We start from the raw sequence: 25,976 nt of genomic DNA, 5'->3' as shown, positions 1-25,976 counted from the left end.
CGGTTGCGGTTGACATCGCCCCGCCCCGCAGCCACATCGCGCCCACAATCAAGGGAGAGACAGATGGCCCAAGTTCAAACCGCCGAAGAAACCCGCCGCGAAGCCGCTGGCGGCCGGATGCTGTGGCTGCTGGCCCTGGTGCTGGTGCTGATCGGCGTCGGTCTGACCGCCGCGATGGGGCTGGCCGGGCTGGCCGTGTTCGGGCTGATCGGCACGTTCCTGACCATGGCGGTGATCCTGATCTTCGCGGTCGGTGGCTAAGCCTGCCGCTGCGGCCCCGCGCCGCTTTGACATCGCCGGGGGCCGGGCCGTAAATGGTCCGGCCCTTTGCGATCGGAGACACCATGCAGACCGCGCCTCAGTCGAACCCGGCCGACAGCCTTGATTGCGATATCCTGATTTCTGGCGGCGGTGCGGCTGGCCTGATCGCGGCGGCGGCCTTTGGCGCCGAGGGCTTCAGCGTCATCTGCTGCGACCCGACCCCGCCCGTCACCGCCGAGGCCGCGCAGGGGGCCGATCTGCGCACCACGGCCTTTCTGCACCCCTCGCGCGCGTTGCTGGCGCGGGCCGGGCTGTGGGACCGCTTTGCCCCCCATGTCGCGCCCTTACAGATCATGCAGATCATCGATGCGGGCGGCGCGCAATCCCGCGCGCGGCTGACGCGGGCCTTCGATGCCGCCGACATTTCCGATGAGCCCTTTGGCTGGAACCTTCCGAACTGGCTGATCCGGCGCGAGGCTATGGCGGCGCTTGACGCCCTCCCGAATGTCACCTTCCTGGCTGGCGTTGCCACTACCGCCCTGACCACCCGCAGCACCGAGGCGCGCGTCACCCTGTCGGATGGCCGTCATGTCACCACCCGGCTGGTGGTCGCCGCCGATGGGCGCAATTCGGCGATGCGGGCGGCGGCGGGCATTCCGGTCAGCACCACCCGTTACGGCCAAAAGGCGGTGGTCTGCACCGTGACCCATCCGACCCCGCATCAGAACATCTCGACCGAGGTGCATCGCTGGGGCGGGCCGTTCACCCTGGTGCCGTTGCCGGACCGCGACGGCAGCCCCTCCTCTGCTGTGGTGTGGATGGAGCGCGCGGCCGAGGCCGACCGGCTGGTCGCCCTTCCGATGGACGATTTCACCGAGGCGCTGAATGAACGCTCAACCGGCGTTCTGGGGCAACTGACGCCGGTCACCGCGCGGCAAAGCTGGCCGATCATCAGCCAGATTGCCCGCCGCTTTCATGGCGAACGGCTGGCGCTGATCGCCGAGGCCGCGCATGTCGTGCCCCCCATCGGCGCGCAGGGCCTGAACATGAGCCTGGCCGATCTGGCCGATCTGGTCGATCTGTGCGTGGCGCATCGCGCCGATCCGGGCACCGCGCCGATGCTGGCGCGCTTTACCCGCGACCGCTGGCTGGAGGTGAAGGCCCGCGTCACCGGCATCGACGCGCTGAACCGCGCCAGCATGGTCAGCGCCCGGCCCCTGCGCGACCTGCGTGCCGCCGCCCTGGGCGCGCTTTACGCCATCAAGCCGGTGCGCCGCACGATGATGCGCGCGGGCCTGGGGATGCGCTAACCGCGCGGGGCTGGGGATGCGCTAACCGATCGGGCCGGGGCGGCGTTCGTCGGACAGCACGACATTCGCCTCGACCTGGCCGACGCCCGGCAGGGTCAGGATGCGGCGGCGCAGGATGCGTTCGAAATCGGCGATGTCGCGGGCGCTGACGCGCAGGCGGTAATCGAAGAGGCCGATGACCTGCTGGACCGTCTGCACCTCGGGGATGGCGGTCACCGCGCGCTCGAAATCCTCAAGGCTGACGCGGCCACGGGTTGCCAGCTTGATGCCCAGAAACACCGTCACGCCAAAGCCAAGCGCCGCCTGATCAACGACCACGCGGCGGCCCGCGATCACCCCGGCATCGGTCAGCCGACGGATGCGCCGCCAGGCGGCGGGTTGTGACAGGCCCAGGCGCCGGCCCACCTCACCCGCGCCCAGGGTCGCGTCATCGGCCAGCAGCCGCAAGAGCGCCCGGTCGGTGTCATCCAGCGCGATCACAGCGGCAACTCGGCGCTGTCTTTCAGCGTGGCGACATGCATCAGCGCCTCCAGCTCGGCGATATGGGGAAGGGTCAGGATGCGGGCGCGGTAGACCTCTTGCCAATGGGCCATGTCGCGGGCGATCACGCCCAGACGGACATCGGTGCGGCCAAGGAAGGTCTGGATCTCGGTCACCTCGGGCACCTGACGGGCGGCGGCCAGAAAGGCGTCAAAGGCGCGCGGATCGGCCTTGTCCAGGGTAAAGCGCAAGCTGACCTCGACCGCCCAGCCAAGCGCGCGCCAGTCGATCACCGCCTGCTGGCCGCGCAGCACCCCCGCCGCCCGCAACCGGTCCAGCCGCCGCCACAGCGTCGCGGGCGTCACCCCGGCGCGGTCGGCCAGATCCGCCGCGGCCAAATCGGGCGCGGCCAGCATCTGCCGCAGGATCCGCCGGTCGGTATCGTCAATCTGCATGATCCATCCGCATCTGCCGCCATTCACGCATGATCTTTTATCATGAACGCGAAAATCGTCAAACTATGCACGGATCACCGCCGCATTCGCGCTATTCTGCCCCCAGCCATCTGAAAGGATCATCCGATGCGAGTGTATTACGACCGCGACTGCGACGTGAACCTGATCAAGGACAAGAAGGTCGCCATTCTGGGCTATGGCAGCCAGGGCCACGCCCATGCGCTGAACCTGCGCGACAGCGGCGCCAAGTATGTCGTCGTCGCCCTGCGCCCGGGCAGCCCCTCGGCCAAGAAGGCCGAAGGCGAGGGCCTGAAGGTGATGGAGATCGCCGAGGCCGCCAAATGGGCCGACCTGATCATGTTCACCATGCCCGACGAATTGCAGGCCGAGACCTACAAGAAATACGTCCATGACAACCTGCGCGAGGGCGCCGCGATCGCCTTTGCCCATGGCCTGAACGTGCATTTCGGCCTGATCGAGCCGAAGCCGGGCGTCGATGTGATCATGATGGCCCCGAAAGGCCCCGGCCACACCGTGCGCGGCGAATATACCAAGGGCGGCGGCGTGCCCTGCCTGGTGGCCGTCCATCAGGACGCGACCGGCAAGGCGATGGACCTGGCCCTGTCTTATTGCAGCGCCATCGGTGGCGGGCGGTCGGGCATCATCGAGACCAACTTCCGCGAGGAATGCGAGACCGACCTGTTCGGCGAGCAGGCGGTGCTGTGCGGCGGCCTGGTCGAATTGATCCGTATGGGCTTTGAAACCCTGGTGGAGGCCGGCTACGAGCCCGAAATGGCCTATTTCGAGTGCCTGCACGAGGTCAAGCTGATCGTCGACCTGATCTATGAAGGCGGCATCGCCAACATGAACTATTCGATTAGCAATACCGCCGAATATGGCGAATATGTCAGCGGCCCGCGCATCCTGCCCTACGACGAGACGAAGGCCCGGATGAAGGCGGTGCTGCGCGACATCCAGACCGGCAAGTTCGTGCGCGATTTCATGCAGGAAAACGCCGTCGGCCAGCCGTCGTTCAAGGCCACGCGCCGCATCAACGACGAACACCAGATCGAACAGGTCGGCGCCAAGCTGCGCGAGATGATGCCTTGGATTTCCAAGGGCAAGATGGTGGACAAGGCGCGCAACTAAGCCGACAGTCACCGCATCCGGGGGCGCCTTGGGGCGCCCCTTTTCATGTCAGGACACCATGCACCGCCCGCCCCTTGCCGATTGGCTGATCCTGCTGGGCCTCGCGCTGATCTGGGGCGCATCCTTCGCCAATATCCGTCTGGCGCTGACCGGCTTTGGCCCGCTGACGGTGGCCGCGCTGCGCATCGCCATCGGTGCCGTCGCGCTGCTGATCGCCACCCGCGCCATGGGTCAGCGCCTGCCGCCGCTGTCCGCGCGCCGCGATTGGGCCTTTGCCATCGCCATCGCGGTGCTGTCGAACAGCCTGCCGTTTGCGCTGCTGTCCTGGGCACAGGGCCATGTCGCATCCGGCTTTGCGGGCATCACCATGGCGGCGGGTCCGCTGTTCACGCTGATCCTCGCCGCCTGGCTGCTGGGCGCAGGGCTGCGGCTGGCGCAGGTTGCCGGGATCGCGCTTGGCGCGACCGGCGTGGTGGTGCTGATCGGCCCGGCGGCGCTGAGCGCGACCAGCGGCGCGCCCTCGGAAAGCTGGGCGCGGCTCGCCTGCCTCGGGGTTGCCCTGTCCTATTCGATGGGGTCGATCCTGACGCGGCGCGCGCCACCTATGGCGATGCCTGCGATGGCGGCGGCGGTGCTCAGCGCGGCCAGCGTGATCAGTCTGGGGCTGATGATGGCGATCGAGGGGCTGCCCGATTTCGCCGCCGCCCCGCCTGCGGCCCTTGCCTCGGTCGTTTATCTGGGGCTGTTTCCGACCGGGCTGGCGACGCTTTTGATGATCGTGCTGATCCGCCGCGCCGGGCCGAACTTTGTCGCGCTGTCGAACTATCAGATCCCGCTGTGGTCGGTAGCCTTTGGCGCGCTGATCTTTCACGAACGCCTACCCGCCAGCTTTCTCCTGGCGCTTGGCTTGATCCTGGCGGGGCTGGCTTTGTCAAACCTGCGGCAGCGCCCCCGGCCGGCCTGACGGCAGGCGTATTTGGGCAAGAAAGAAGGGGCAAGCGCGCGCGCCCTGCCCCCATCTTCCTTGTTCATATACGCATCCGCACCCGCCACCGGGCGCGCGGTCAGGCCCCGGTGAACCGTGGCGGGCGCTTTTGCAGAAACGCCATCACGCCTTCGTGGAAGTCGGCGGTCTGGCCGCAGGCGGCCTGCAATTCAGCCTCCAGCGCAAGCTGTTCGGCCAGATCGGTATGGCCCTCGCGCAGGGCGCGCTTGATCGCGGCATAGGCCAGGCCCGGTCCCTGAGCCAGATGCCGGGCGCGGGCCGTGACATGGGCCGCGAAATCGGCATCGGCCACGCAGTCCCAGATCATCCCCCAATCGGCGGCCTGCCGGGCGGTGACGGGTTCGGCGAACAGCATCGTGCCCATGGCGCGCGCAAACCCCACCTGACGGGGCAGCCAATAGGTGCCGCCGGCATCGGGGATCAGGCCGATTTTCGTGAAGGCCTGGATGAAGCGGGCGGATTCGGTGGCGATCACCACATCCGCGCCAAGCGCCAGATTGGCCCCCGCCCCCGCCGCGCTGCCATTGACGGCGGCGATGGTCGGCAGGCGGCAGCCGGTCAGCGCGGCCAGCATGGGTTCGTACTCCTCGCGCAGGATGCGACCCAGATCGATGGGCGCGCCACCGGCATCGGCCAGATCCTGACCCGAGCAGAAGGCACGGCCGGTCCCGGTCAGCACCAGGCAGCGCGCCTCGGTCTCGGCGCGGGCGATGGCGGTGGTGATCTCGGCGCGCATGGTGCGGTTAAGCGCGTTCATCACCTCGGGCCGGTTCAGGGTGATGGTCGCCACATCATCGGTGACGTCGTAAAGAATGGTGGTGAAATCGGTCATGAGGCCCCCCTATTTGGGGGCGATCCTAGTGGCGGGATCGGGGCAAGGACAGCCCCGACCCGGCGTCATTCGCGCATGATCTTGTCCAGCCGCGCGCGTTCCTCATCGGTCAGCGCGCTCGGTGCGGCCTCGGCCGCCGTGGTCGGGCGGCGCGAGCGGATGAACAGCAGCCCACCGATCAGCGCCAAGAGGCCAACCACCGGGCCGATGGCGTAAAGGATCAGGTTGGTGCCGGTCGCGCGCGGTTCAAACAGGACGTAATCTCCGTAACGGTCGGTCACGAAGTCCACCACTTCGGTGTTGCTGTCACCCGCCACCAGCCGTTCGCGCACCAGAAGGCGCAGATCGCGGCTGACCTCGGCATTCGATTCGTCGATGTTTTCGCCCTGGCAGACCGGGCAACGCAGCACCTTGGAAATCTCGCGCGCGCGGGATTCGAGGGCGGGGTCGGGCAGCACCTCATCGGGTTGCACGGCAAGGGCGGGCATGGCCAGCGTCAGGCACAGGGTCAGCGCCGCCAGGGGGGCTTTGCCCCCGATCGTGCTGCGCACGCCCCCCAGGATATTTCGACCAAGAAGAAAGCGCATGGGTTACTCCGCCGGGGTGGCACGGGGGGTGTCACGGGGGGTTCGCGCGGTGCGCCGGGCGCCCGAAGCGGCAAAGCGATAGCGCCGGTCGCTGAGCGACAATAGCCCACCAAGCGCCATCAGTGCCGATCCCGCCCAGATCCAGTTGGCGAAGGGCTTGATATAGGTGCGCACCGCCCAGCCGCCGCCATCCTGTTCGTCGCCGATCACCAGATAGACGTCACGGGTGAAGCCGTTGTCGATGGCGGCCTCGGTCGTGGGCATGGTCTGCACGTTGTAGACGCGCTTTTCGGGGGTCAGCGTGGCGACCAGCTTACCGTTCTCGCGCACCGACATGCGCGCCATGGTGGACATGAAGTTCGGGCCTTCGACCTCATCCACGGCGTCGAGGGTGATCTCATAGCCCTCGACCGTGAAGGGTTGGCCGACCTGGGCGACGCGGATATCCTCGACATCCCAGGCCATCAGCAGGCTGACGCCGATGAAGGTGACGCCCAGGCCCGCATGGGCCACGGCCTTGCCCCAGTCGGCGCGCGGCAGGCGCGACATGCGGGCAAAGGGGTTCCCGCCCGAGGCGGTGGCGCGGAACCAGATCTCGGCCGCGGCGCCGAAGACCAGCCAGGCGCCCAGGCCCGCGCCGATCGGCGCCAGCAGCGACCGGCCGCTGCCGATCGTCCAGACCAGCCCCATCACCGCAAGCGCCAGCACCAGTGCCGGGATCAGCGGGCGCATGACCCGGCCCAGGCGGCCACGCTTCCACGGCAGGATCGCGCCAATGGGCAGGATCAGCGCCAGCACGACGATGAAGGGGGTGAAGGCCTTTTCAAAGAAGGGCGCGCCGACCGACAGCTTGTCGGCCCACAAAGCCTCGGCGACCAGCGGCCAGACGGTGCCGGTGAACACCACCATCGCCGCAACCGCGAGCAGCACATTGTTCAAGACCAAGGCGGATTCGCGGCTGACCATGGCAAACATGCCCTTGGCCTGCATCGCGCCCGCGCGCACCGCATAAAGCGTCAGCGCGCCGCCGACAAACACCGCCAGGATCATCAGGATGAAGATGCCGCGTTCGGGATCATTGGCAAAGCTGTGAACCGAGGTGATGACGCCCGAGCGCACGATGAACGTGCCGATCAGCGAAAAGCCAAAGGCCATGATCGCCAGCAGCACCGTCCAGCTTTTCAGCGATTCCCGCTTTTCCACGACGATGGCCGAATGCAGCAGCGCCGCCGCCAGCAGCCAGGGCATGAAACTGGCGTTTTCGACCGGATCCCAGAACCAGAAGCCGCCCCAGCCCAGTTCGTAATAGGCCCACCACGACCCAAGCGCGATGCCGATGGTCAGGAACACCCAGGCCGCCAGCGTCCAGGGGCGCACCCAGCGGCCCCAGGCGGCATCGACGCGCCCCTCGATCATCGCGGCGACGGCAAAAGCGAACGACATGCTGAGGCCGACATAGCCAAGGTATAGGAAGGGCGGATGGAAAGCCAGGCCCGGATCTTGCAGCAGCGGGTTCAGATCCTGACCGTTGAAGGGAGGCGCCTCGATCCGCAGGAACGGGTTCGAGGTGAACAGGATGAAGGCGTAAAACGCCAGCCCGATCAGACCCTGGATCGCCAGCACCCGCGCCTTGAGCCGCGGCGGCAGCGCGCCCCCGAACACAACCGCCGCCGCGCCAAACAGCGCCAGGATCAGCACCCACAGCAGCATCGATCCTTCGTGGTTGCCCCAGACACCCGAGATTTTATACAGCATCGGCTTGTCGGTATGGCTGTTGGCATAGACCAGCTGCACCGAAAAATCCGAGGTGACAAAGGCCCAGGTCAGGCAGGCGAAAGAGATCGTCACCAGCACAAGCTGTGTCACCGCCGCACTGTCGCCGACCGCCATCCAGCCGCGCCAGCCCTTGTGCGCACCGACCAGCGGCAGGGTCGATTGCAGGATCGACACCACGAAGGCCAGGATCAGTGCATAATGTCCAAGTTCGGCGGTCATGGCGGCTCCTTTGATTGGGGCCACCATAAAGACAAGGCCGCGCACCGCCAAGGTGGTGCGCGGCCCTGTCGCATGGGCGGGCCCGAGGATCACGGGCCTGTGATGATCACTGCGGCAGTCCGGCCTGCCATTCGGCCAAGGCGGCATTCGGCGGGGCGGCGGCGGAGGCTGGCGCAGCGGGCGAGGCCGTGGCGGGTGCTGCGGCCTCGGTCGGGGTTGCGCGGGCCTGGCGGTAATAATGCGCCTCGCGCGCGCCGAAATAGAACGAGATGACACCGCCCAGCAGCCACCAGGCCGCTTCGGGCATCTGCTCAAGCCCGCGCATCCGGGCCGCGAAACCATCGGGATCGGCCATCGAATAGGCGAAGATAACCACCGTGCCCAAGGTCATCAGCGGGCGCGGCAGGCGGTTCATCGCGTCGATCAGCCGGTCAAAGGCGGGGGTCAGGGTGGGGGTAGTCATGCACGGCTCCAATGCGCGATGCGGGCGCGGTGCTGCGCCTCGGTCAGGTGAAAACGGGGGGAGAGGAAGGTCTCGGCGCGGGTGATCCAACCACCCTTGCCACCATTGCGCCTGCGGCAATATTTGCGGCTGGCCGGGCGGGCATCGCCAAGCGCATAGTAGTAATCCCGCCGGGCGATGGCATAGGCGTCGGCCAGATGGACGGGGGCAGCGCGCGCCGCAGCTTCGGCTGCGCGACGGGTCAGCGGGCCGATCTGGCCATCGACCAGCAGGTCATGACCCATCGCATTCAGCATCCGCTGCAACACGCGGATCGCATTGCTGCCCGAGTTGACATACATGTCAAACAGTTGCGGCTGCAAAGCGGCGGGCAGACGATCAAGGCCCGGCGCGCGGAAATAGTGATCGACGAAAATCGCCGCCGCGCGATCGGCGGTCAGGTTCCGCAGGTCCGTGGCATCGACATGCCCGTCGCCGGTCACATCGATCCCCAACCGGCGCAGGGTCAACAGCGTCACACCGTGGTTCGTGATCCCGCCCGGATCGTCGGGATCGTCAACAAAGCCGCCCTCGCGCCGCACGATCTCGCGCGCCAGGTCGTCAACGGAAACCGCGCCCGCCGGGCGGGGCGGCTGCCGGGTCATCACCGTCATGGAAAGCCCCCTTGGCTGATGGAAAGCCACAGGCTGCCCGGCAAGGGTTAACGAAAGGCAAATGCGGCGACCGCAGGCGTCAGCCGTGCGCCCGGTCCGGCGGTCGCATGCCTCCGGCGGGGATGTATGTGCCAAGAAGAAGGCGGCTTTCTTCTTGGATCACATATCCCCCGCAGAGCGTCCGCACCCGCGCCTCAGCAGGGCAGGATCAGCTGTCGGGCTCCTGATAGACGCCCTGTTCCTTCAGCGCGTCGATAACTTCTTTCGGCATATAGGTTTCGTCATGCTTGGCCAGCAGCTTGTCGGCCTTGAAGGTGCCATCGACGTAATAGCCCTTGGCGATGGTTCCGGTGCCCTCGGTGAACAGGTCGGGGCGCGGCTCGCCGCCGATATAGGCGACCGGCACTTCGGCCCCGCCATCGGTGATGACGAAGTTGAAAGCCACGCCATCGACCGGCGTCATCGAGCCTTCCTTGACCAGTCCGCCGATCTGGAAATATTCATCCGATTCAGGCGGTTCGGCCAAAACCTGCGTGGGCGAACGGAACAGGTTGATGCCGTCGCGCATGGCGAACCCGATCAGCCCGGTGGCGATGATCAGCGCCAGAACGGTGATCAGGATCACCTGAATGCGGCGGGTTTTCTTGAGGCTTTTCATCGCGGCTCCTTACGGAAAGATCGGGGCCAGCATCAGCCCGGCGGTTTCATCAAGGCCCAGCATCAGATTGGCGTTCTGGATGGCCTGGCCGGACGACCCCTTGGTCAGGTTGTCGATGGCGGCGATCACCGTGGCGCGACCCTCGATGCGGTCACCGGCGACACCGATCTGGCAGAAGTTCGACCCCGCCACTGCGCGGGTCGAAGGCACTTGCCCCATCGGCAGCACCCGGATGAACGGCTCATCGGCATAGGCTTCGGCCAGCACCTGATGGATGCGGTCGGCCGCGCCGCGCACATAGACGGTGGCCAGGATACCCCGGTTGAAGGGACACAGATGCGGGGTGAACTGCACGCGCACCGGGCGTCCGGCAATCGCCGAAAACTCCTGATCGAACTCGCCCAGATGACGATGTGTGCCGCCCGCAGAATAGGGATGCGTCCCGCCCGACAATTCGGCGTGCAGCAGGTTTTCCTTCAGGCTGCGACCGGCGCCTGACACGCCATTCTTCAGGTCAAGAATGATGGCGTCCAGATCGATCACCCCGGCGGCGATCAGCGGACGGAGCGCGAATTGTCCGGCGGCGGCATTGCAGCCGGTGCCGGCGACCAGCCGCGCGGCGCGGATCTGGTCGCGATAGAACTCGGTCAGGCCATAGACGGCCTCGGCCTGCAATTCGACGGCGGCATGGGGCTGGCCATACCATTTCTGGTATTCGGCCGGGTCGCGCAGCCGGAAATCCGCCGACAGATCGACGATCTTCAGATCGCGCGGCAGGTCGCGGATCACCGCCTGGCTGGTCGCATGGGGCAGCGCGCAAAAGGCAAGGTCGATGGCGGAAAAGTCGATCTCCTCGATCTTGCACAGGCGCGGCAGGTCCAGATGGCCCAGGAACGGGAACACCTCGGCCATCGCCATCCCGGCCTTGCGTTCACCCGACAGCGCGGTGATCTGCATCCCCGGATGGCTGGCGATCAGGCGCACCAACTCGGCCCCGGTATAGCCCGAGGCCCCAAGGATGGCGATGCGATGGCTCATTGGGAGCCCCCCTGATCAAGCATTTTCAAGAGCATCAGCCAGAAGACCGACAACACGGCAGCGACACCACCGGCGCAGACATAGGCCGTGCCACGGGCTGCATAGATGATGTAATTGTAGGCATCGCCGCCAACGATCCTGTTGTCATAGGAATCGTCATACATGACCCCAATGCCATAGGCGGCCAACCAGATCGCGGCGCCAGCGCAGGCGACAGATGCGAAAACAAGGATGTATTTCATTGGTCCCCCTTAGGCGGATTCAAACCGGATCGGCGCGCGCATGAATTGCGTGGCCTTGGACGAGACAGAGGCCGGGTTACCGGTGGTCAGATACCGGCTGGTGGTGCCCGATCCGATGAACTGCGGCCTACGGGTCAGGTAATCCGCAAGGCTTTCCGCGACCAGATCGGCCTGGCTATAGACCTTGACCCCCGCCCCAAGCGCCTGCTGGAACGTGTCCTCCAGCAGCGGGTAGTGGGTGCAGCCCAGGATCGCAGCCTCGGGGTGCGGCATCCGGCGTTTCAGCGCCTCGACATGGGATTTCACCAGGGCCTCGGCCAGGATCTCATCGCCGGATTCGATGGCATCGACGACACCGCCACAGGGCTGCGCCTCGACGTCGACACCCACGGCGCGGAAGGCCAGTTCACGCTGAAAGGCGCGGCTGGCGACGGTGGCCGGGGTGGCGAACAGGGCGACATGTTTCACCGCGACCTCACGCGGGGGGCTGTTGTCGCCCCACTGTCGCTCGGTCAGCGCCTCGATCAACGGCACGAAAACGCCCAGCACGCGCTTGTCCTTGGGCAGCCAGGTTTCCTGCATCCGCTTCAGCGCGACGGCGGCGGCGGTGTTGCAGGCCAGGATCACCAGATCGCAGCCCTCGGCCCAAAGGCGTTCGACGCCCGCGCAGGTCAGGTTGAAGATGTCATCGGCATCGCGCACGCCGTAAGGCGCATGGGCATTGTCGCCGTAATAGACAAAGGGCAGGTCGGGCAGACGCTTTTGCAGCGCGCGATGCACCGTCAGCCCGCCCAGACCGCTGTCGAAAACGCCCACTGCCATGATGCCGCCCCTATCTTCTGTCGCGCCTTCTTAGCGCGCCGGGGGCCGGGATGAAAGCGGCGCGCGGGGATTTTACCCGCGCGCCGTTGTCGCTGCCTGGATGAGTATTTGGGCAAAGCGGAAGGGCTATTCGGCCGCCATCTTCTGCGGGCTGCCGCCCTGGCGAAAGGCTGCCAGCAGATCATCGCGTCGGCGCGCGGCGGCCCGGACGCCCTGTTCTTTGACCGGGCCATAGCCGCGAATATCTAGCGGCAGCAGCGCCAGATCGCGGGCAATCGCCATCGTGTCGGGCGTGACCTTGGCCAGCACCTCGTCCATGTCGGCCTCGAACTGGGCGATCAGGGCGCGTTCGGTGCGCCGTTCAGGGTGATAGCCGAACGGGTCCAGCGCGGTGCCGCGCAGCCGCTTCATCCCCGCCAGCAGCCGGAACAGCGGCATCACCCACGGCCCGAAGGCACGCTTTTTCGGGCGGCCATTGGCGTCCTTGCCCGGCAGGCTGGGCGGCGCCAGGTGGAAGGTGATCTTGCCCACGCCGTCAAAGGCCGCCTTCGCGCGGTCGGCGGTTTGCAGATGCAGCCGCGCAACCTCGTATTCGTCCTTATAGGCGAGCAGCTTGTGATAGCCCTTGGCGACGGCCTCGCGCAGGTCAGCGGGGGCGCGATTGACCAGGGCAAGAAAGCGGTCGGCCAGGGCCTGATCCTGATAATCGACCAGCCAGCCTGCCCGCAGCGCCACGGGATCGGCGGCGGTCGCGGGATCGGCAGGGGCGATCAGCGCCTCGGCTGCCGCCGGGTGGGCAATCGCCCAGCGGCCGATCTCGAAGGCGCGCTGATTGGCGGCGACGGCGGCGCCGTTCATCTCGATCGCCTTCAGGATCGCGGCGCGGCTGACCGGCACCGCGCCCATCTGCCAGGCCGCGCCCAGCATCATCATGTTGGAAAAGATCGAATCGCCGAGCGCAACGCGCGCCAGCTCTGACGCATCAAAGAAGGCCGCGCGATCGCGCCCCAGGCGGCTTTCCAGCGACATCCGCAGCCGGTCGGCAGGCAGGCGGAAATCGCGGTTGCGGGTGAACTCGCCGGTGACGATCTCATGGCTGTTGACGGCGGCGACGGTGCGGCCTTGGGTCATCAGCCCCAGTGTCTTGGCACCGGCGGTGACGACCAGATCGCCACCGATCACGCAATCGGCCTCGCCCACGGCGACGCGGATGGCGCTGATGTCGGCGGGCCGGTTGGCCAGGCGCAGGTGGATATGCACCGCCCCGCCCTTTTGCGCGAGGCCCGCCATCTCCATCATGCCGACGCCCATGCCATCCAGTTGCGCCGCCTGTGCCAGCACCGCGCCGACCGTTACGACGCCAGTGCCACCGACGCCCGTGACGACCAGGTTATGCGTGCCGTCGATCGACATCCGCGCGGGCTCTGCGATCTCGGGCAGGTCCAACGCAGCAGGGGCGGCCTTTTTCGGCTTGGCCCCCTCAAGCGTGACGAAGCTGGGGCAAAAGCCGTCCAGACAGCGGAAATCCTTGTTGCAGGATGATTGGTCGATGGCGCGCTTGGTGCCGAAATCGGTCTCGACCGGCACGACGGACACGCAGTTCGACTGCACGCTGCAATCGCCGCAGCCTTCGCAGACATCGGTATTGATGAACACGCGCCGGTCGATGTCGGGGAACTGGCCCTTCTTGCGGCGGCGGCGCTTCTCGGCGGCACAGGTCTGGATATAGACCATGGCGCTGACGCCGGGGGTTTCGGACAGGCGCTTTTGCACCGCCATCACCTCGGCGCGTTCATGGATCTCGACACCACTGAACTGCGCCGTATCGATCCCCTCTTTCTCGTCATGGACGACGATCACCGGCCTGACGCCCATGGCCTGCAATTCGCGCACGATCTGCGGCGCGGTCAGGCCGCCCTCATTCGGCTGGCCACCGGTCATGGCGACGGCATCGTTGAACAGGATCTTGTAGGTGATGTTGGTGCCCGCAGCCAAGGCCGCGCGGATCGCCAGCGAACCCGAGTGGTTATAGGTACCGTCGCCCAGGTTCTGAAACACATGCGCACGGGTGGAAAACGGCGCTTCGCCCACCCAGTTGACCCCCTCGCCGCCCATATGGGTGAAGCCGGTGGTTTCGCGGTCCATCCACTGCACCATATAGTGACAGCCGATCCCGGCATAGGCGCGGCTGCCGTCGGGCACCTTGGTCGAGCTGTTGTGCGGGCAGCCCGAGCAGAACCACGGCGTCCGGGTGGCGACTTCGGGGGCGTTGTCGGCGCGGCGCGCCTCGGCCAGGCGGGTCAGGCCGGCGCGGATCGCATCGGTGCCGCGGCCCTCCTCGATCAGGATGCCGCCGATCTTTTCGGCGATCATCACCGGGTCAAGCGCGTAGCGGGTGGGGAACAGTTCCTCGCCGGTGCGGTCGTGGTGCCAGCCCAGCACGCGGCGGCCGCGGCGCTTGTCAAAGATCGCTTCCTTGACCTGAACCTCGATCAGCTTGCGCTTTTCCTCGACGACGACGATCGCCTCCAGCCCCTCGGCCCATTCGGCAAAGGATTTCATGTCCATCGGGAAGGTCTGGCCGATCTTGTAGGTCGTCAGCCCCAGCCGGTCGGCCTCGTCGGCGTCGATCCCCAAAAGGTTCAGCGCGTGAACCAGATCCAGCCAGTTCTTGCCCGCCGCGACGAAGCCGATCTTGGCGCCGGGCTTGCCCCAGACGCGCTTGTCCAGCCGGTTCGCGCGCGAAAACGCCTCGGCGGCGAAGCGTTTGTAGTCGATCATCCGCGCCTCTTGCGCGACGGGGGTATCGCCCAGACGGATGTTCAGCCCGCCCGGCGGCAGGGCGAAATCGGGCGTGGTCAGATTGACGCGGAACGGGTTGCCATCGACGACGCTGGTCGCCTCGACCGTGTCCTTCATCGTCTTCAGCCCGACCCAGACCCCGGCAAAACGCGACAGCGCCCAGCCGTAGATGCCGTAATCCAGAATCTCCTGCACGCCCGCCGGCGACAGCACCGGGATATAGGCATCGACCATCGCCCAGTCCGACTGGTGCAGCACGGTCGAGCTTTCGCCGGTATGGTCATCGCCCATCGCCATGATCACCCCGCCATGACGCGAGCTGCCGGCCATGTTGGCATGGCGCATCACGTCGCCGGTGCGGTCAACGCCCGGGCCCTTGCCATACCACAGGCCAAAGACGCCATCATGCTTGCCCTCGCCGCGCAGCTCGGCCTGCTGGCTGCCCCACAGCGCGGTGGCGGCCAGATCCTCGTTTAGGCCGGGCTGGAACAGCACATTGGACGCCGCCAGCAGCTTGCCTTGCCGCGCCATCTGCAAATCGACCCCGCCCAGCGGGCTGCCGCGATAGCCGGTCACCAGACCCGCCGTATTCAGCCCCGCCGCCTTGTCGCGCGCCGCCTGCATCAGCATCAGCCGCACCAGGGCTTGCGTGCCGTTCAGCAGCACCTGATGCTTGCCCAGATCAAACCGGTCGTTCAAGGAAATCTCGACGCTCATCTGGCCCTCCCCTGCTGGATGAACTTTACGCATGATAGGTCACATTTGCTGACCCATCAACCAGAAAGTCACGGTCATGTCAGGGATAATCCCGTTTCCGGGCTTGACCGGCGGCCGATAATCTTCTGTCCTCAAGGCGCTTTCAATTTTTGCAGATCGAACATGCTGGACTGGGACAAGCTGCGCATCTTTCACGCCGTCGCCGATGCGGGCAGCCTGACCCATGCGGGCGACGGGCTGAACCTGTCGCAATCGGCCGTCAGCCGTCAGATCCGCGCGCTGGAAGAAACGCTGGGGACGACGCTGTTTCACCGCCATGCGCGCGGGCTGATTCTGACCGAACAGGGCGAATTGCTGTTCGATGCCACCCGGTCGATGGCGCGAAAGCTGGAAACCGCCTCGGCCCGCATCCGTGACAGCGAAGAACATGTGTTCGGCAAGCTGCGCATCACCACCACCACCGCATTCGGCACGCTGTGGCTGGCGCCGCGGCTGGTCAAGCTCTATGAACGCCACCCCGACCTGTCGATCGACCTGATGCTGGAAGAGCGCGTGCTTGACCTGCCCATGCGGGAGGCCGACGTGGCCATTCGCATGAAGGAGCCCAGCCAGGCCGACCTGATCCGCAAGCGGCTGCTGAACATCCGGATGCGGCTTTACGCAAGCCAAGCCTATCTGGACCATCACGGCACCCCCAGCGGGCTTGACGATCTGGCCCGCCACCGGGTGATCTGCCAGAACCCGACCGCCCATCAGGTCGCCGCCGGGGCGCATATGGCGCGGCTGATCCTGTCGCATGAGATCGGATCGACGCTCAGCGTGAACAACTATTTCGGCGTGCTTCAGGCGGTGCTGCACGACATCGGCATCGGCATCCTGCCCGACTATCTGGCCGGCGATTTCCCGCAACTGGTGCGCACCCTGCCGGCCGTGGAATCGACCGAAGTGCCGGTCTTTCTGGCCTACCCCGAGGAGCTGCGCCAATCCCGCCGCATCGCCGCCTTCCGCGATTTCGTGCAAGAGGAAATCATCGCGCAACGCAAGCTGACGGTCGCGCAGGACAGCGATGAGGGCTAGTTTTACAACCTGCGGTATTACAGCAACGCATATCGGCCATGCTGCACCCGCAGCATGTTTCCCCTTGTAAGGTATATCCATCGCCCATAAATCCGGCAAAGAGGCTGCGGATGAGGCAACTCCCGCGACTTCTACCTCCCTGTTGGACTTGGGCCGGGCTTCGTGCCTGGCCTATTTTTTTGCCCGCGGGGCTGCGCGCTTGCGCCGCCCATGCGCGGTCCGGGGACGCGCAGCGGGCGCGCGGGGCAAGCGGCGGTGCCATCCTTTGCATGTAGGCCCCGGCCAACAGTCGCGGGGAACACGTCCGCGATCTGTGTGCTGCTGCGCCCGCCTTGATGAGCACCTGAGCCAACCCCGCCGCATGGTCAGGTCGGTCGCCGACCAATCCGCCCGGGCTCGTGGACGGCTGATCGCACAAAGGATCGCATCTGCGCCTTCAACCCGTCAAAGCCATGACCCGGCGTGGACGACGACGCCGGTGATAACGGCACGCCATTTGTAGCGGGCATGCTGATGCGTGGTGAAGATTCTGGGAAACCAAGGGCCGACCCGCCCCGACCGCATATCCCCTGATCCTCCGCGACCACACCACGATTCCACCTTCCCCCCCGGCCCTGACGATCCTGCACCCTTACCCTTACCCTTACCCTTACCCTTACCCTTACCCTTACCCTTACCCTTACCCTTACCCTTAACCTTAACCTTAACCTTAACCTTAACCTTAACCTTAACCTTAACCTTAACCTTAACCTTAACCGGACCCTGACCCTGACCCTGACCCTGACCCTGACCCTGACCCTGACCCTGACCCCGCCATCACACCTGCGCCGATCACCCCACCACCCCCGATCACGAGAGCTTGTCCAACGTGATTGTCTTGGCGGTTGCGCGAGGTTTCATCTCGGTGGCATGGCTATGCCACAACCTTACACAAAGACATCCATGATGGCCCGTTCACTCCTGATCGCCCTTGCCGCAGGTCTCTGCGGACTGACCGCCCAAACTGCCTTGGCCGCCGATTGCGGCGGGGCGATCCGTTTTGCCGCCGGCACCGACCGTGGCAGCGTCTCGGGCACCATCGCCGGGGCGGACCTCTGCGAATACCGCCTGTCCGCGCGCAAGGGCCAGGTCATGACCGTCGCGCTTGACGCCCCCAGCGGTTTTGAAGCGATCGTGATTGATCCGGTCGAACACAATTTCGACGCAGACGGCGCGCTGCCCCTGCCCAAGGACGGCGCCTACAAGCTGCGCATCCTGCAAACCCGCAATTCGGCCCGCAAACACCCTGAGGCGCGCGCCTTCACAATGACGGTGCGCATCGCCGGGGCGGCAGCCGCCACCAAGCCCGTCACCAAACCCGCAGCCAAACCTGCGGCCAGTGCAAAACCCGCCGCCAAGCCGAAGGTCGCCGCGAGCCAGGCCCCGCAGTGCGAGACCACCGATGCCCTGCAAGCCGGCGTGACCGGCAACTACAGCGGCAGCATCAAAGGCGACGGCATGTGCGAATACAGCTTTGCCGGCCGCAAGGGGCAGACCCTGCACATGATGATGGACGCCGCGTCCGAGATCGACGCGATCATCTATGATCCGGTCAGCGCCACCCTGGAACGTGACGGCAGCTTCACCCTTCCGCAGGATGGCACCTACACCGTCCGGGTGCTGCAAGATCGCAATGCGGCGCGCAAGTCGACCGCCGCCAAGCCGTTTTCAATGGTCCTGAATCTGGATTGATCCCTCCACATCGGTTGATCCTTGGGGGCGGGCCGCCGGTCCGCCCCGATTCTTGCTCCGTCACAGCCCGTGATAGCGCCCAATCCTGAACAAACCCCTACCGTCCAAGGCTTCCCCTTCGCCGCAGGCTGGCTTAAAAGGCCGCAATCCCAGCGACAAAGGTGGCCCCATGCGCAATGATCCCGACATCACCCCCGATCTGATCGCCGCGCATGGGCTGAAGCCCGATGAATATCAGCGCATCCTGGACATCATCGGGCGGGTGCCGACGATCACCGAACTTGGCATTTTTTCGGCGATGTGGAACGAACATTGTTCCTACAAATCGTCAAAGAAATGGCTGCGCACGCTGCATACCACGGGCGATGTGGTGATCTGCGGGCCGGGCGAGAACGCCGGCGTCGTCGATATCGGCGACGGTCAGGCCGTGGTCTTCAAGATGGAAAGCCACAACCACCCCAGCTATATCGAGCCGCATCAGGGCGCCGCGACCGGTGTCGGCGGCATCCTGCGTGACGTGTTCACCATGGGCGCGCGTCCGATGGCGGCGATGGATGCGCTGTCCTTCGGCCTGCCCAGCCACCCCAAGACGGCGCATCTGGTGAAAGGCGTGGTCGAGGGGATCGGCGGTTACGGCAATGCCTTCGGCGTGCCGAATGTCGGCGGCGAAGTGCGCTTTCACGCGGCCTATAACGGCAATTGCCTGGTCAACGCTTTTGCGGCGGGCTTGGCCGATGCCGACAAGATCTTCTACTCGGCGGCTTCGGGCGTGGGGATGCCGGTTGTCTATCTGGGCGCGAAAACCGGCCGCGACGGCGTCGGCGGGGCCACCATGGCATCGGCCGAGTTCGACGACACGATCGAGGACAAGCGCCCGACCGTGCAGGTCGGCGACCCCTTCACCGAAAAATGCCTGCTGGAGGCCTGCCTGGAACTGATGGCATCGGGCTCGGTCATTTCCATTCAGGACATGGGCGCGGCGGGGCTGACCTGTTCGGCTGTCGAAATGGGCGACAAGGGCGGCCTTGGCATCCAGTTGAACCTGGATCACGTCCCGCAGCGCGAAACCAACATGACCGCGTATGAAATGATGCTGTCGGAATCCCAGGAACGGATGCTGATGGTGCTGAAGCCCGAAAAGGAAGCCGAGGCCCGCGCGATCTTTGAAAAATGGGATCTGGATTTCGCCATCGTCGGCGAGACGATCCCCGAGGACCGATTCCTGATCCTGCATGGCAATCAGGTGATGGCCGATCTGCCGCTGTCGAAACTGTCCTCCAGCGCGCCGGAATATGACCGGCCCTGGGTGGAAACGCCGAAAGCCGCGCCCTTGGGCGACCTGCCCGCGATCACCCCGATCGCCGCCTTGCGCGCCCTGATCGGCAGCCCGAACCACGCCCACAAGGCCTGGGTGTGGGAACAATATGACACGCAGGTGGGGGCCGACACCCTGCGCCGTCCGGGCCTGGGCGGCGGCCTTGTGCGCGTGCATGGCACCGACAAGGCGCTTGCCTTTACCAGCGACGTGACCCCCCGCTACGTCAAGGCCAACCCCTATGAGGGGGGCAAGCAGGCGGTGGCCGAGGCCTGGCGCAACCTGATCGCCACCGGCGCGACGCCGCTGGCCGCGACCGACAACCTGAACTTCGGCAATCCCGAAAAGCCCGAGATCATGGGCCAGTTCGTCGGCGCGATCAAAGGCATCGGCGAGGCCTGCCGGGCGCTGAACTTCCCCATCGTGTCGGGCAACGTGTCGCTTTACAATGAGACCGATGGCACGGGCATCCTGCCCACACCTACCATCGGCGGCGTCGGCCTGATCGCGCATCTGGATGACCGGATCGGCACCACCCCGCAGGCGGGCGATGTGCTGTTGGTGCTGGGCGCGACCCATGGCCATCTGGGCCAATCCGCCCTTGCCTATGAGGCCTTCGGGATCGAGGCCGGTGACGCCCCCGCCGTCGATCTGGCCGCTGAAAAGGCGCATGGCGATTTCGTTCTGGCGCAGCGCGCGCAGATCCGCGCGGCCACCGATCTGTCGGATGGCGGGCTGGCGCTTGCCGCCTTTGAAATGGCCGAGGCCGCAGGTCTGGGCCTGACCCTGACCGCGGGTGACATCCCCACCCTGTTCGCCGAGGATCAGGCCCGCTATCTGCTGGCCGCGTCCGAGGCCGATGCAGCCGCGCTTGAGGCTGCAGCCCGACAGGCGGGCCTCCCGCTTGCCCGTGTCGGCCAGGTCGGCGGCGATCAGGTGACATTCGGTGGTGACGCCGCGCCGCTGGCAGATCTGTCGTCGCTTTACCGCACGGCCTTTGCCACCGCGGTCTTTGGCGAGACAGGCCCCGAAGCGGCCTGATCTTCTTTCTTGCCAAAATACGCATAAAGCCCGCGCCACCGGCGCGGGCTTCGACGTCTCAACCCACGGCGACGCCGAACAGACGTCCGACGCCCGCCGTGATCGCCATCGCCGCCAACCCCCAGAACACCACGCGGGCAATCGCCGGTCCCATCGGCGCGCCACCCGCGCGCGCGCCAAGCGCCCCCAGCACGGCAAGGGCCAGCAGGGTCGCGCCCATCACCACCGGGATGATCTGCCCGGCAGGCGCCAGCACCGCAGCCAGCAGCGGCATACCCCCGGCGATGAAGAACGTGATCAGCGAGGCCCAAGCCGCCTGAAACGGGTTGGCCGCGTGAACATCGGACAGGCCCAGCTCCTCGCGGACATGGGCGGCAAGTGCGTCCTTTTCGGTCAGTTCGCGCGCGACCATGGCGGCGGTCGCGGGCGACATGCCGCGCGCCTCGAAAATCTCGGCCAGTTCGCGCTCTTCGTCCTCGGGCATGTCGATCAGCGCCTGGCGTTCGCGGGCGATATCGGCGCGTTCGGTATCGGCCTGCGACGAGACCGAGACATATTCCCCAGCCGCCATCGACATGGCCCCCGCCGCCAGACCTGCCGCCCCGGCCAGCAGCACCGCGCCGGGCGCGGGATTGGCCGCCGCCACCCCGACGATCAGCGATGAGATCGACACGATCCCGTCATTCGCGCCCAGAACGGCGGCGCGCAGCCAGCCCGAGCGGACGACATAATGGGGGTCATCGGGATGGGCCGAAGGTTGGGTGTGCTGGGCCATGGTCGTCCTCGCGTAACTCTAGAATAATTCTAAAACACGCGGGGACGCAGGCCAAGGGAAAATGCACGGCCCGCCCAAAGGGGCGCGCACATGTCAAGCTTGCACGCCCGCGCAGCGCGGCCAGGTCGCTTTGTGCGGCGGCCCGCAGGCCCCTGATGCCCCGGTCAGACCGCCGCCTCGATCGCGGCGACGATGCCGCCCACGGTGTCGGCCAGCAGCGCCTCATCCTCGGCCTCGGCCATGACGCGGATCAGCGGTTCGGTGCCTGACTTGCGGATCAGCAAGCGCCCGCGCCCGACCAGCCGCGCCTCGGCATCGGCGATGACGGCGCGCACGGCATCATTGGCCAGCGGCTCTTGCCCGTTGGTATAGCGCACGTTCTTCAGCATCTGCGGCACGGTGTCGAACTGGCGCATCAGCGCACTGGCGGGCTGGCCGGTCTCGGCCATGGCCGCCAGGAATTGCAGCCCGGCGATCAGCCCGTCGCCGGTGGTGGCGTAATCGGTCATCACGATATGGCCCGACTGCTCGCCCCCGAGGTTGAAGCCGCCCGCGCGCATCCGTTCGACCACATAGCGGTCGCCCACCCCGGTCCGCTCAAGCCCGATGCCGCGCGCGGCCAGGTGGCGCTCAAGGCCAAGGTTCGACATGACGGTGGCGACCAGGGCACCCCCTGCCAGCCGCCCTTCCTCGGCCCAGCGGGTCGCCAGCAGCGCCATGATCTGATCGCCATCGGCAATCTGGCCATGTTCGTCGATCAGCGCGATCCGGTCGGCATCGCCATCCAGACAGATGCCCAGATCGGCGCCATGCGCGACCACCGCACTGGCGGCGGTCTCGGGGTGGGTCGAGCCGCAATTCTTGTTGATGTTCAGCCCGTTCGGGTCGGTGCCGATCTCGATCACCTCGGCGCCCAGTTCCCACAGCACCGCAGGGGCGGCGCGATAGGCCGCGCCATTGGCCGCGTCGATCACCACTTTCAGCCCGGTCAGCTTGCCTTTGGCCGGGAAGGTGGTCTTGGCATATTCGACATAGCGGCCCACGCCGTCCTCGATCCGCTTGGCCCGGCCGATGTTCTGGGGCTGCGCGGGGATGATCTCACCCGCGACCAAGGCCTCGATCTCCATCTCGGCCTCATCGGACAGCTTGAAGCCATCGGGACCGAAGAACTTGATGCCGTTATCCGTCGCCGGGTTGTGGCTGGCCGAAATCATGATGCCCACATCGGCGCGCATGGATTTGGTCAGATAGCCCACCGCCGGGGTCGGGACCGGGCCCAGCAGCAGCACGTTCATGCCGGTCGAACACAGGCCCGCCGTCAGCGCGTTTTCGATCATGTAGCACGACAGCCGGGTGTCCTTGCCGATCACCACCCGGTGCCCGTTGGAATGGTCACGGCGGAAATACCGGCCGGCCGCCGCGCCCAGCCGCAGCGCCAGCTCGGCGGTCATCGGATAGCTATTGGCGGTGCCGCGCACCCCATCGGTGCCGAACAGCTTGCGGGTCATTCCTTGCCCCCCTGAATCGCCTGCCACAGCCGCAGGCCCTGTGAAATCTGGTCCACATCGTGAACCCGGTGAATCTGCACCCCCTGCGCCACGGCGGCCAGGGTGACGGCCAGCGTGCCGGGGCCGCGCGCATCCGCCGCCTCGGCCCCGCCGATTGCGCCGATGAACCGCTTGCGTGACACGCCCAGCAGGATCGGCAGGCCAAGGCCATGAAACAGCGCGATATTGCGCAACAGGGTCAGGTTATGCGCCTGGGTCTTGCCGAAACCGATGCCGGGGTCGATCAGGATGCGGTGGCGCGCGATGCCCGCCGCCTCGGCCTTTGCCACGGCAGCGGCCAGCCAGTCATAGACATCCAGCAGCACATCATCATAGCGCGGATCGGCCTGCATCGTCGCAGGCGTGCCCTGATGGTGCATGATGCACACCGGCACGTCGCGGACCGCCACCAGCGGTGCAAGCGCCGGGTCGAACGACAGCCCCGCCACATCATTGACGATCCCGGCCCCGGCATTCAGCGCCGGGCCAGCCACGCCCGCCTTGCGCGTATCGACCGAGATCGGCGCCAACCCCGCCAGCCCGGCGATCACGGGCACGACGCGGGCGGCCTCGGCCTCGGGCGGCACATCCTCGGCACCCGGACGGGTCGATTCCCCGCCGATATCCAGCAGATCCGCCCCCGCCGCGATCAGCGCACGGCCATGGGCAATGCCCGCCGCCGGGTCGTGAAAGCGCCCGCCATCGGAAAAGCTGTCGGGTGTGACATTGACGATGCCCATCACGCGCGGGCGGTCCAGCGTCAGGCCGCACAGGTCGGCGCGCGGCGCAGCCAGCCGGTCTTGCAGATCAGCGGGCAGACCCTGCGCCGCCACAACGCGCGGCGCGCCGTCGCGCGCGATCAGCCGCACCCGGTCGAACCAGCCCCAGCCCCCCGCCAGCGGCAGCGCGCCGGATGGGCGGTCAGGGTCCAGCCGGACCAGGGGAAGGGCGTAGACATCCTGCGTCATCTGCGCGGTATGATCCGAAACCAGCCCGCAGGCAAGCCGGGCGCGCGATCAGTCGGCCCGGCGCAGCACCGGCACGCGGCTTCCCGCCGGGGTCGAAACACCCGCGTGATCTGGACCGATCAGTTCCAGCCGATCCGCCGACATCTGTTCGGCCAGCCACAAGGCCAAAGCGGCGCCGTCGCCTGCCTGCCCGCGCGGGCCATCAGGCGTGTCCAGCACGATCTTGGACGGCGCCCACACCACCATCTGCCCATGCTTCATCGCCCAGTCGATTTCGGTGCGCGTCGCCACCACCACACAGCGCGGATCGCGCGCCGCGAGCCACCAGGCGTTCTGTTCGATGGCCAGCAGATCGACCCGCCGTTGCGTGGGCCGATGCCCGGTGACCGGACGCGGCACAGCCGGCAGGCCGACCGTCAGGATCACCGGAAGGCCGGTCGCCCCCAGCCGGTCCAGCACCCCGGCAAGCCCCGCCCCGCCGATGACCGCATTGTCCAGATGCGCCACCACCGGGTGCAGCGCGACCTGCGCCGCATCGCTGCGCACCGGCGCCTCGGCGCGCGACCGCACGATTTCCACGCCAAGCGCGCCCGGGCCGCGATCCAGCTTTTCCACCCGCACAAAGACGCGCATTGCCTGCGGCTCGGCCAGGATGCGTTCGGCCACCCGCGCGGCCAGCGTCTCCAGCAGGTTCAGCCGCTCGGCCGCCAGTTCGGCAGCGATCGCCTCGGTCAGCCGGTCATAGGACAGGATGCGGTCCACATCGTCATCAACCGCCCCGGCAACCGGCCGCACCTCGACCACGATGTTGAAGCGCAGCCGCTGGCCCTGGCCGCGCTCCTGCTGAAACGCGCCGATATCGGCGGTCACGACATGATCGCGCAGGCTGATCCGGTCACGCGGATCAGCGCCCGAGGATGCCTCGGCGCGTTCCTCGGGATGGGCGAAGGCAAGGTGGATGTCGCTGGTCATGCCCGCCTTTTACACCGAGGCGCGCGCCGCAGACAGCGCGAAACGACACCGGGCCTGTTCTGCACGACGCGCGGGCGGTCAGTTCTGTGCGACACGCACGCCGGGGCGATAGAAGATGTGGTTGTCGATCCGAACGGTGCGCACGAAACGCTTGGACCAGGGCGGGCTGACGGCGGGGGTGTGGAAATAGGTCGCGCCGCCGGTCAGTTCACGCGCGCCACCGGCCAGGGCATCGCGGGCCACGCGCTGCACGCGGGCAAAGGCCGCCATGTCGCGGATCGGGCGCGGGCTGCCGCAGTTATAGCTGAATTGACAGGCCCCGGCGCGGCCCTGCTTGACCACGCCGCAAATGGTGTTGGGAAAACGCCCGCTGTCGACGCGGTTCAGGATCACCTCGGCCACCGCCGCCTGTCCACGACGGCTTTCGCCGCGCGCCTCGAAATACAGGGTTTCGGCCAGACATTGCAGTTCCGCCTCGGACCCGGGGCCGGCCTGCATCGCGGCGGCCTGACGCGCGGTCGGGAAGCTGCCCTGCACCCGGATCGGCACCTCGCGATGGGTCTTGGCCATGCGCTCGGCGGTGCGGCGGCGCGCCTGCTCCTGGCGTTCGGCAAAGGTCACGTCGCGGCGCGGATGGGGCTGACCATCCACCGTCGTCGCCTCCTCGACCGCCGCCAGTGCCGCCGCCGTGGCTGAGTTGGAAAAGCCAAGCTGCGCCCCTGCCAGCCCATCCGCCTGCACAGGCCCCGCCACCGCCACCGCCAATGCGGTGATCCCGATCAGCCGACGCATTCCCGTCAGCGGTTTCGGTTCGATGGTCAACAGACCTGTCAGTATGTGATGTGACATGCACAACCCCATGGCAGCCTCGGACAGATCGGTGGGCTGGGCCGACCGATCCGCGCGAGCTATCCAAGACATGCGAACCCGTCCAGCCGCGATAGACACACGGCCGCGTGAAGGCACATCCCAGGGTTGAAACTGGCAATTTTCCGCCGATGATTCGGGTGAAACAGGGCAGATTTCTGCGATTTACTGCGCTTTCACAGCCACTTCCAGCGGTCGAAAGCGCGGATTGAA

Annotated in this window: 24 protein-coding genes; 7 read left to right on the top strand and 17 right to left on the bottom strand. The window is 66.6% G+C overall.

Annotated features, from left to right (window positions below):
• Nucleotides 1–63: 63 nt before the first annotated feature.
• Both ACEYYA_RS02870 and ACEYYA_RS02865 read left to right on the top strand, forming a co-directional pair.
• Nucleotides 64–261, top strand: a complete 198-nt coding sequence (locus tag ACEYYA_RS02870) for a hypothetical protein (RefSeq protein WP_374797355.1) — start codon at nt 64–66, stop codon at nt 259–261.
• 83 nt (nt 262–344) lie between these two features.
• The gene (locus ACEYYA_RS02865; protein ID WP_374797353.1) at nt 345–1,571 is read left to right on the top strand and encodes a UbiH/UbiF family hydroxylase; all 1,227 of its coding nucleotides are present in this window, start codon (nt 345–347) and stop codon (nt 1,569–1,571) included.
• Between the two features lie 21 nt (nt 1,572–1,592).
• Here the strand turns inward: ACEYYA_RS02865 and ACEYYA_RS02860 are convergent, their stop codons facing one another.
• Together ACEYYA_RS02860 and ACEYYA_RS02855 are read right to left on the bottom strand one after the other, a co-directional pair.
• The gene (locus ACEYYA_RS02860) at nt 1,593–2,051 is read right to left on the bottom strand and encodes an Lrp/AsnC family transcriptional regulator (RefSeq protein WP_374797351.1); all 459 of its coding nucleotides are present in this window, start codon (nt 2,049–2,051) and stop codon (nt 1,593–1,595) included.
• Complete coding sequence (locus tag ACEYYA_RS02855; protein WP_374797349.1) at nt 2,048–2,506, bottom strand: Lrp/AsnC family transcriptional regulator; 459 nt, start codon at nt 2,504–2,506, stop codon at nt 2,048–2,050. Before ACEYYA_RS02855 ends, ACEYYA_RS02860 begins: the two co-directional genes overlap by 4 nt.
• Before the next feature lie 126 nt (nt 2,507–2,632).
• Between ACEYYA_RS02855 and ilvC the strand changes: the two genes are divergently transcribed.
• Together ilvC and ACEYYA_RS02845 are read left to right on the top strand one after the other, a co-directional pair.
• The gene (ilvC, locus tag ACEYYA_RS02850) at nt 2,633–3,655 is read left to right on the top strand and encodes a ketol-acid reductoisomerase (RefSeq protein ID WP_374797347.1); all 1,023 of its coding nucleotides are present in this window, start codon (nt 2,633–2,635) and stop codon (nt 3,653–3,655) included.
• A 58-nt stretch (nt 3,656–3,713) separates the two neighbouring features.
• Complete coding sequence (locus ACEYYA_RS02845; RefSeq protein WP_374797345.1) at nt 3,714–4,619, top strand: DMT family transporter; 906 nt, start codon at nt 3,714–3,716, stop codon at nt 4,617–4,619.
• A 100-nt stretch (nt 4,620–4,719) separates the two neighbouring features.
• Here ACEYYA_RS02845 and ACEYYA_RS02840 read toward each other — a convergent pair whose 3' ends face one another.
• The 10 genes from ACEYYA_RS02840 to ACEYYA_RS02795 all read right to left on the bottom strand — a co-directional run bounded on the left by ACEYYA_RS02840 (nt 4,720) and on the right by ACEYYA_RS02795 (nt 15,470).
• Nucleotides 4,720–5,493: an enoyl-CoA hydratase-related protein gene (locus tag ACEYYA_RS02840; RefSeq protein WP_374797343.1), complete on the bottom strand. Its 774-nt coding sequence runs from the start codon at nt 5,491–5,493 to the stop codon at nt 4,720–4,722.
• A gap of 65 nt (nt 5,494–5,558) precedes the next feature.
• Nucleotides 5,559–6,080: a cytochrome c-type biogenesis protein gene (locus ACEYYA_RS02835; protein ID WP_374797341.1), complete on the bottom strand. Its 522-nt coding sequence runs from the start codon at nt 6,078–6,080 to the stop codon at nt 5,559–5,561.
• A gap of 3 nt (nt 6,081–6,083) precedes the next feature.
• Nucleotides 6,084–8,075: a heme lyase CcmF/NrfE family subunit gene (locus ACEYYA_RS02830; protein ID WP_374797339.1), complete on the bottom strand. Its 1,992-nt coding sequence runs from the start codon at nt 8,073–8,075 to the stop codon at nt 6,084–6,086.
• Nucleotides 8,076–8,181: 106 nt separating this feature from the next.
• Nucleotides 8,182–8,538 carry a 3TM-type holin gene (locus ACEYYA_RS02825; protein WP_374797337.1) on the bottom strand — a complete coding sequence of 119 codons (357 nt, stop codon included), beginning with the start codon at nt 8,536–8,538 and terminating at the stop codon, nt 8,182–8,184.
• Nucleotides 8,535–9,191, bottom strand: coding sequence for a holin-associated N-acetylmuramidase (locus tag ACEYYA_RS02820; protein WP_374797335.1), 657 nt, complete (start codon nt 9,189–9,191; stop codon nt 8,535–8,537). Before ACEYYA_RS02820 ends, ACEYYA_RS02825 begins: the two co-directional genes overlap by 4 nt.
• A 208-nt stretch (nt 9,192–9,399) precedes the next feature.
• Nucleotides 9,400–9,849: a cytochrome c maturation protein CcmE gene (ccmE, locus tag ACEYYA_RS02815; protein ID WP_374797333.1), complete on the bottom strand. Its 450-nt coding sequence runs from the start codon at nt 9,847–9,849 to the stop codon at nt 9,400–9,402.
• A 9-nt stretch (nt 9,850–9,858) separates the two neighbouring features.
• Nucleotides 9,859–10,887 carry an N-acetyl-gamma-glutamyl-phosphate reductase gene (argC, locus tag ACEYYA_RS02810; protein ID WP_374797331.1) on the bottom strand — a complete coding sequence of 343 codons (1,029 nt, stop codon included), beginning with the start codon at nt 10,885–10,887 and terminating at the stop codon, nt 9,859–9,861.
• Nucleotides 10,884–11,129, bottom strand: coding sequence for a hypothetical protein (locus ACEYYA_RS02805; RefSeq protein WP_374797329.1), 246 nt, complete (start codon nt 11,127–11,129; stop codon nt 10,884–10,886). The genes argC and ACEYYA_RS02805 overlap by 4 nt, the downstream gene beginning before the upstream one ends.
• A gap of 9 nt (nt 11,130–11,138) precedes the next feature.
• The gene (locus tag ACEYYA_RS02800; protein WP_374797327.1) at nt 11,139–11,951 is read right to left on the bottom strand and encodes a glutamate racemase; all 813 of its coding nucleotides are present in this window, start codon (nt 11,949–11,951) and stop codon (nt 11,139–11,141) included.
• A gap of 126 nt (nt 11,952–12,077) precedes the next feature.
• Nucleotides 12,078–15,470: an indolepyruvate ferredoxin oxidoreductase family protein gene (locus ACEYYA_RS02795; protein ID WP_374797325.1), complete on the bottom strand. Its 3,393-nt coding sequence runs from the start codon at nt 15,468–15,470 to the stop codon at nt 12,078–12,080.
• A gap of 165 nt (nt 15,471–15,635) precedes the next feature.
• Here ACEYYA_RS02795 and ACEYYA_RS02790 point away from each other — a divergent pair, with 165 nt between their 5' ends.
• The 3 genes from ACEYYA_RS02790 to purL all read left to right on the top strand — a co-directional run bounded on the left by ACEYYA_RS02790 (nt 15,636) and on the right by purL (nt 20,634).
• Nucleotides 15,636–16,547 carry a LysR family transcriptional regulator gene (locus ACEYYA_RS02790; protein WP_374797410.1) on the top strand — a complete coding sequence of 304 codons (912 nt, stop codon included), beginning with the start codon at nt 15,636–15,638 and terminating at the stop codon, nt 16,545–16,547.
• 945 nt (nt 16,548–17,492) lie between these two features.
• Nucleotides 17,493–18,278 (top strand): PPC domain-containing protein, encoded by a 786-nt coding sequence (locus ACEYYA_RS02785; RefSeq protein WP_374797323.1) that lies wholly within the window; start codon nt 17,493–17,495, stop codon nt 18,276–18,278.
• A 169-nt stretch (nt 18,279–18,447) separates the two neighbouring features.
• The gene (gene purL / locus ACEYYA_RS02780) at nt 18,448–20,634 is read left to right on the top strand and encodes a phosphoribosylformylglycinamidine synthase subunit PurL (protein WP_374797321.1); all 2,187 of its coding nucleotides are present in this window, start codon (nt 18,448–18,450) and stop codon (nt 20,632–20,634) included.
• 58 nt (nt 20,635–20,692) lie between these two features.
• Here purL and ACEYYA_RS02775 read toward each other — a convergent pair whose 3' ends face one another.
• The 5 genes from ACEYYA_RS02775 to ACEYYA_RS02755 form a co-directional block, all read right to left on the bottom strand.
• A complete protein-coding gene (locus tag ACEYYA_RS02775; RefSeq protein ID WP_374797319.1) occupies nt 20,693–21,409 on the bottom strand; it encodes a VIT1/CCC1 transporter family protein in 717 nt (238 codons plus the stop codon).
• Nucleotides 21,410–21,573: 164 nt separating this feature from the next.
• Nucleotides 21,574–22,917 (bottom strand): phosphoglucosamine mutase, encoded by a 1,344-nt coding sequence (gene glmM, locus ACEYYA_RS02770; protein ID WP_374797317.1) that lies wholly within the window; start codon nt 22,915–22,917, stop codon nt 21,574–21,576.
• The gene (gene folP / locus ACEYYA_RS02765; RefSeq protein WP_374797315.1) at nt 22,914–23,924 is read right to left on the bottom strand and encodes a dihydropteroate synthase; all 1,011 of its coding nucleotides are present in this window, start codon (nt 23,922–23,924) and stop codon (nt 22,914–22,916) included. Before folP ends, glmM begins: the two co-directional genes overlap by 4 nt.
• Before the next feature lie 48 nt (nt 23,925–23,972).
• Nucleotides 23,973–24,896, bottom strand: coding sequence for a dihydroneopterin aldolase (locus ACEYYA_RS02760; protein ID WP_374797313.1), 924 nt, complete (start codon nt 24,894–24,896; stop codon nt 23,973–23,975).
• Nucleotides 24,897–24,974: 78 nt separating this feature from the next.
• Nucleotides 24,975–25,718, bottom strand: a complete 744-nt coding sequence (locus ACEYYA_RS02755) for a cell wall hydrolase (protein WP_374797311.1) — start codon at nt 25,716–25,718, stop codon at nt 24,975–24,977.
• Nucleotides 25,719–25,976: the final 258 nt, after the last annotated feature.

Origin of the sequence: Paracoccus zhouxuedongae (assembly GCF_041927815.1) — a bacterium.
GTDB lineage: Bacteria > Pseudomonadota > Alphaproteobacteria > Rhodobacterales > Rhodobacteraceae > Paracoccus.
Note: the sequence above shows the minus strand (reverse complement) of the source record. Positions and strands in the feature narration are given on the sequence as shown.

Excerpts from the sequence above, each read along its gene's own strand:
- ACEYYA_RS02845 (WP_374797345.1), top strand. The coding sequence starts at position 3,714 with ATGCACCGCCCGCCCCTTGCCGATTGGCTGATCCTGCTGGGCCTCGCG.
- ACEYYA_RS02805 (WP_374797329.1), bottom strand. The coding sequence starts at position 11,129 with ATGAAATACATCCTTGTTTTCGCATCTGTCGCCTGCGCTGGCGCCGCG.
- ACEYYA_RS02800 (WP_374797327.1), bottom strand. The coding sequence starts at position 11,951 with ATGGCAGTGGGCGTTTTCGACAGCGGTCTGGGCGGGCTGACGGTGCAT.
- ACEYYA_RS02825 (WP_374797337.1), bottom strand. The coding sequence starts at position 8,538 with ATGACTACCCCCACCCTGACCCCCGCCTTTGACCGGCTGATCGACGCG.
- ACEYYA_RS02785 (WP_374797323.1), top strand. The coding sequence starts at position 17,493 with ATGGCCCGTTCACTCCTGATCGCCCTTGCCGCAGGTCTCTGCGGACTG.
- ACEYYA_RS02795 (WP_374797325.1), bottom strand. The coding sequence starts at position 15,470 with ATGAGCGTCGAGATTTCCTTGAACGACCGGTTTGATCTGGGCAAGCAT.
- ACEYYA_RS02835 (WP_374797341.1), bottom strand. The coding sequence starts at position 6,080 with ATGCGCTTTCTTCTTGGTCGAAATATCCTGGGGGGCGTGCGCAGCACG.
- ccmE (WP_374797333.1), bottom strand. The coding sequence starts at position 9,849 with ATGAAAAGCCTCAAGAAAACCCGCCGCATTCAGGTGATCCTGATCACC.
- ACEYYA_RS02865 (WP_374797353.1), top strand. The coding sequence starts at position 345 with ATGCAGACCGCGCCTCAGTCGAACCCGGCCGACAGCCTTGATTGCGAT.
- folP (WP_374797315.1), bottom strand. The coding sequence starts at position 23,924 with ATGACGCAGGATGTCTACGCCCTTCCCCTGGTCCGGCTGGACCCTGAC.
- ilvC (WP_374797347.1), top strand. The coding sequence starts at position 2,633 with ATGCGAGTGTATTACGACCGCGACTGCGACGTGAACCTGATCAAGGAC.
- purL (WP_374797321.1), top strand. The coding sequence starts at position 18,448 with ATGCGCAATGATCCCGACATCACCCCCGATCTGATCGCCGCGCATGGG.
- argC (WP_374797331.1), bottom strand. The coding sequence starts at position 10,887 with ATGAGCCATCGCATCGCCATCCTTGGGGCCTCGGGCTATACCGGGGCC.
- ACEYYA_RS02760 (WP_374797313.1), bottom strand. The coding sequence starts at position 24,896 with ATGACCAGCGACATCCACCTTGCCTTCGCCCATCCCGAGGAACGCGCC.
- ACEYYA_RS02870 (WP_374797355.1), top strand. The coding sequence starts at position 64 with ATGGCCCAAGTTCAAACCGCCGAAGAAACCCGCCGCGAAGCCGCTGGC.
- ACEYYA_RS02775 (WP_374797319.1), bottom strand. The coding sequence starts at position 21,409 with ATGGCCCAGCACACCCAACCTTCGGCCCATCCCGATGACCCCCATTAT.
- glmM (WP_374797317.1), bottom strand. The coding sequence starts at position 22,917 with ATGACCCGCAAGCTGTTCGGCACCGATGGGGTGCGCGGCACCGCCAAT.
- ACEYYA_RS02840 (WP_374797343.1), bottom strand. The coding sequence starts at position 5,493 with ATGACCGATTTCACCACCATTCTTTACGACGTCACCGATGATGTGGCG.
- ACEYYA_RS02830 (WP_374797339.1), bottom strand. The coding sequence starts at position 8,075 with ATGACCGCCGAACTTGGACATTATGCACTGATCCTGGCCTTCGTGGTG.
- ACEYYA_RS02820 (WP_374797335.1), bottom strand. The coding sequence starts at position 9,191 with ATGACGGTGATGACCCGGCAGCCGCCCCGCCCGGCGGGCGCGGTTTCC.
- ACEYYA_RS02855 (WP_374797349.1), bottom strand. The coding sequence starts at position 2,506 with ATGCAGATTGACGATACCGACCGGCGGATCCTGCGGCAGATGCTGGCC.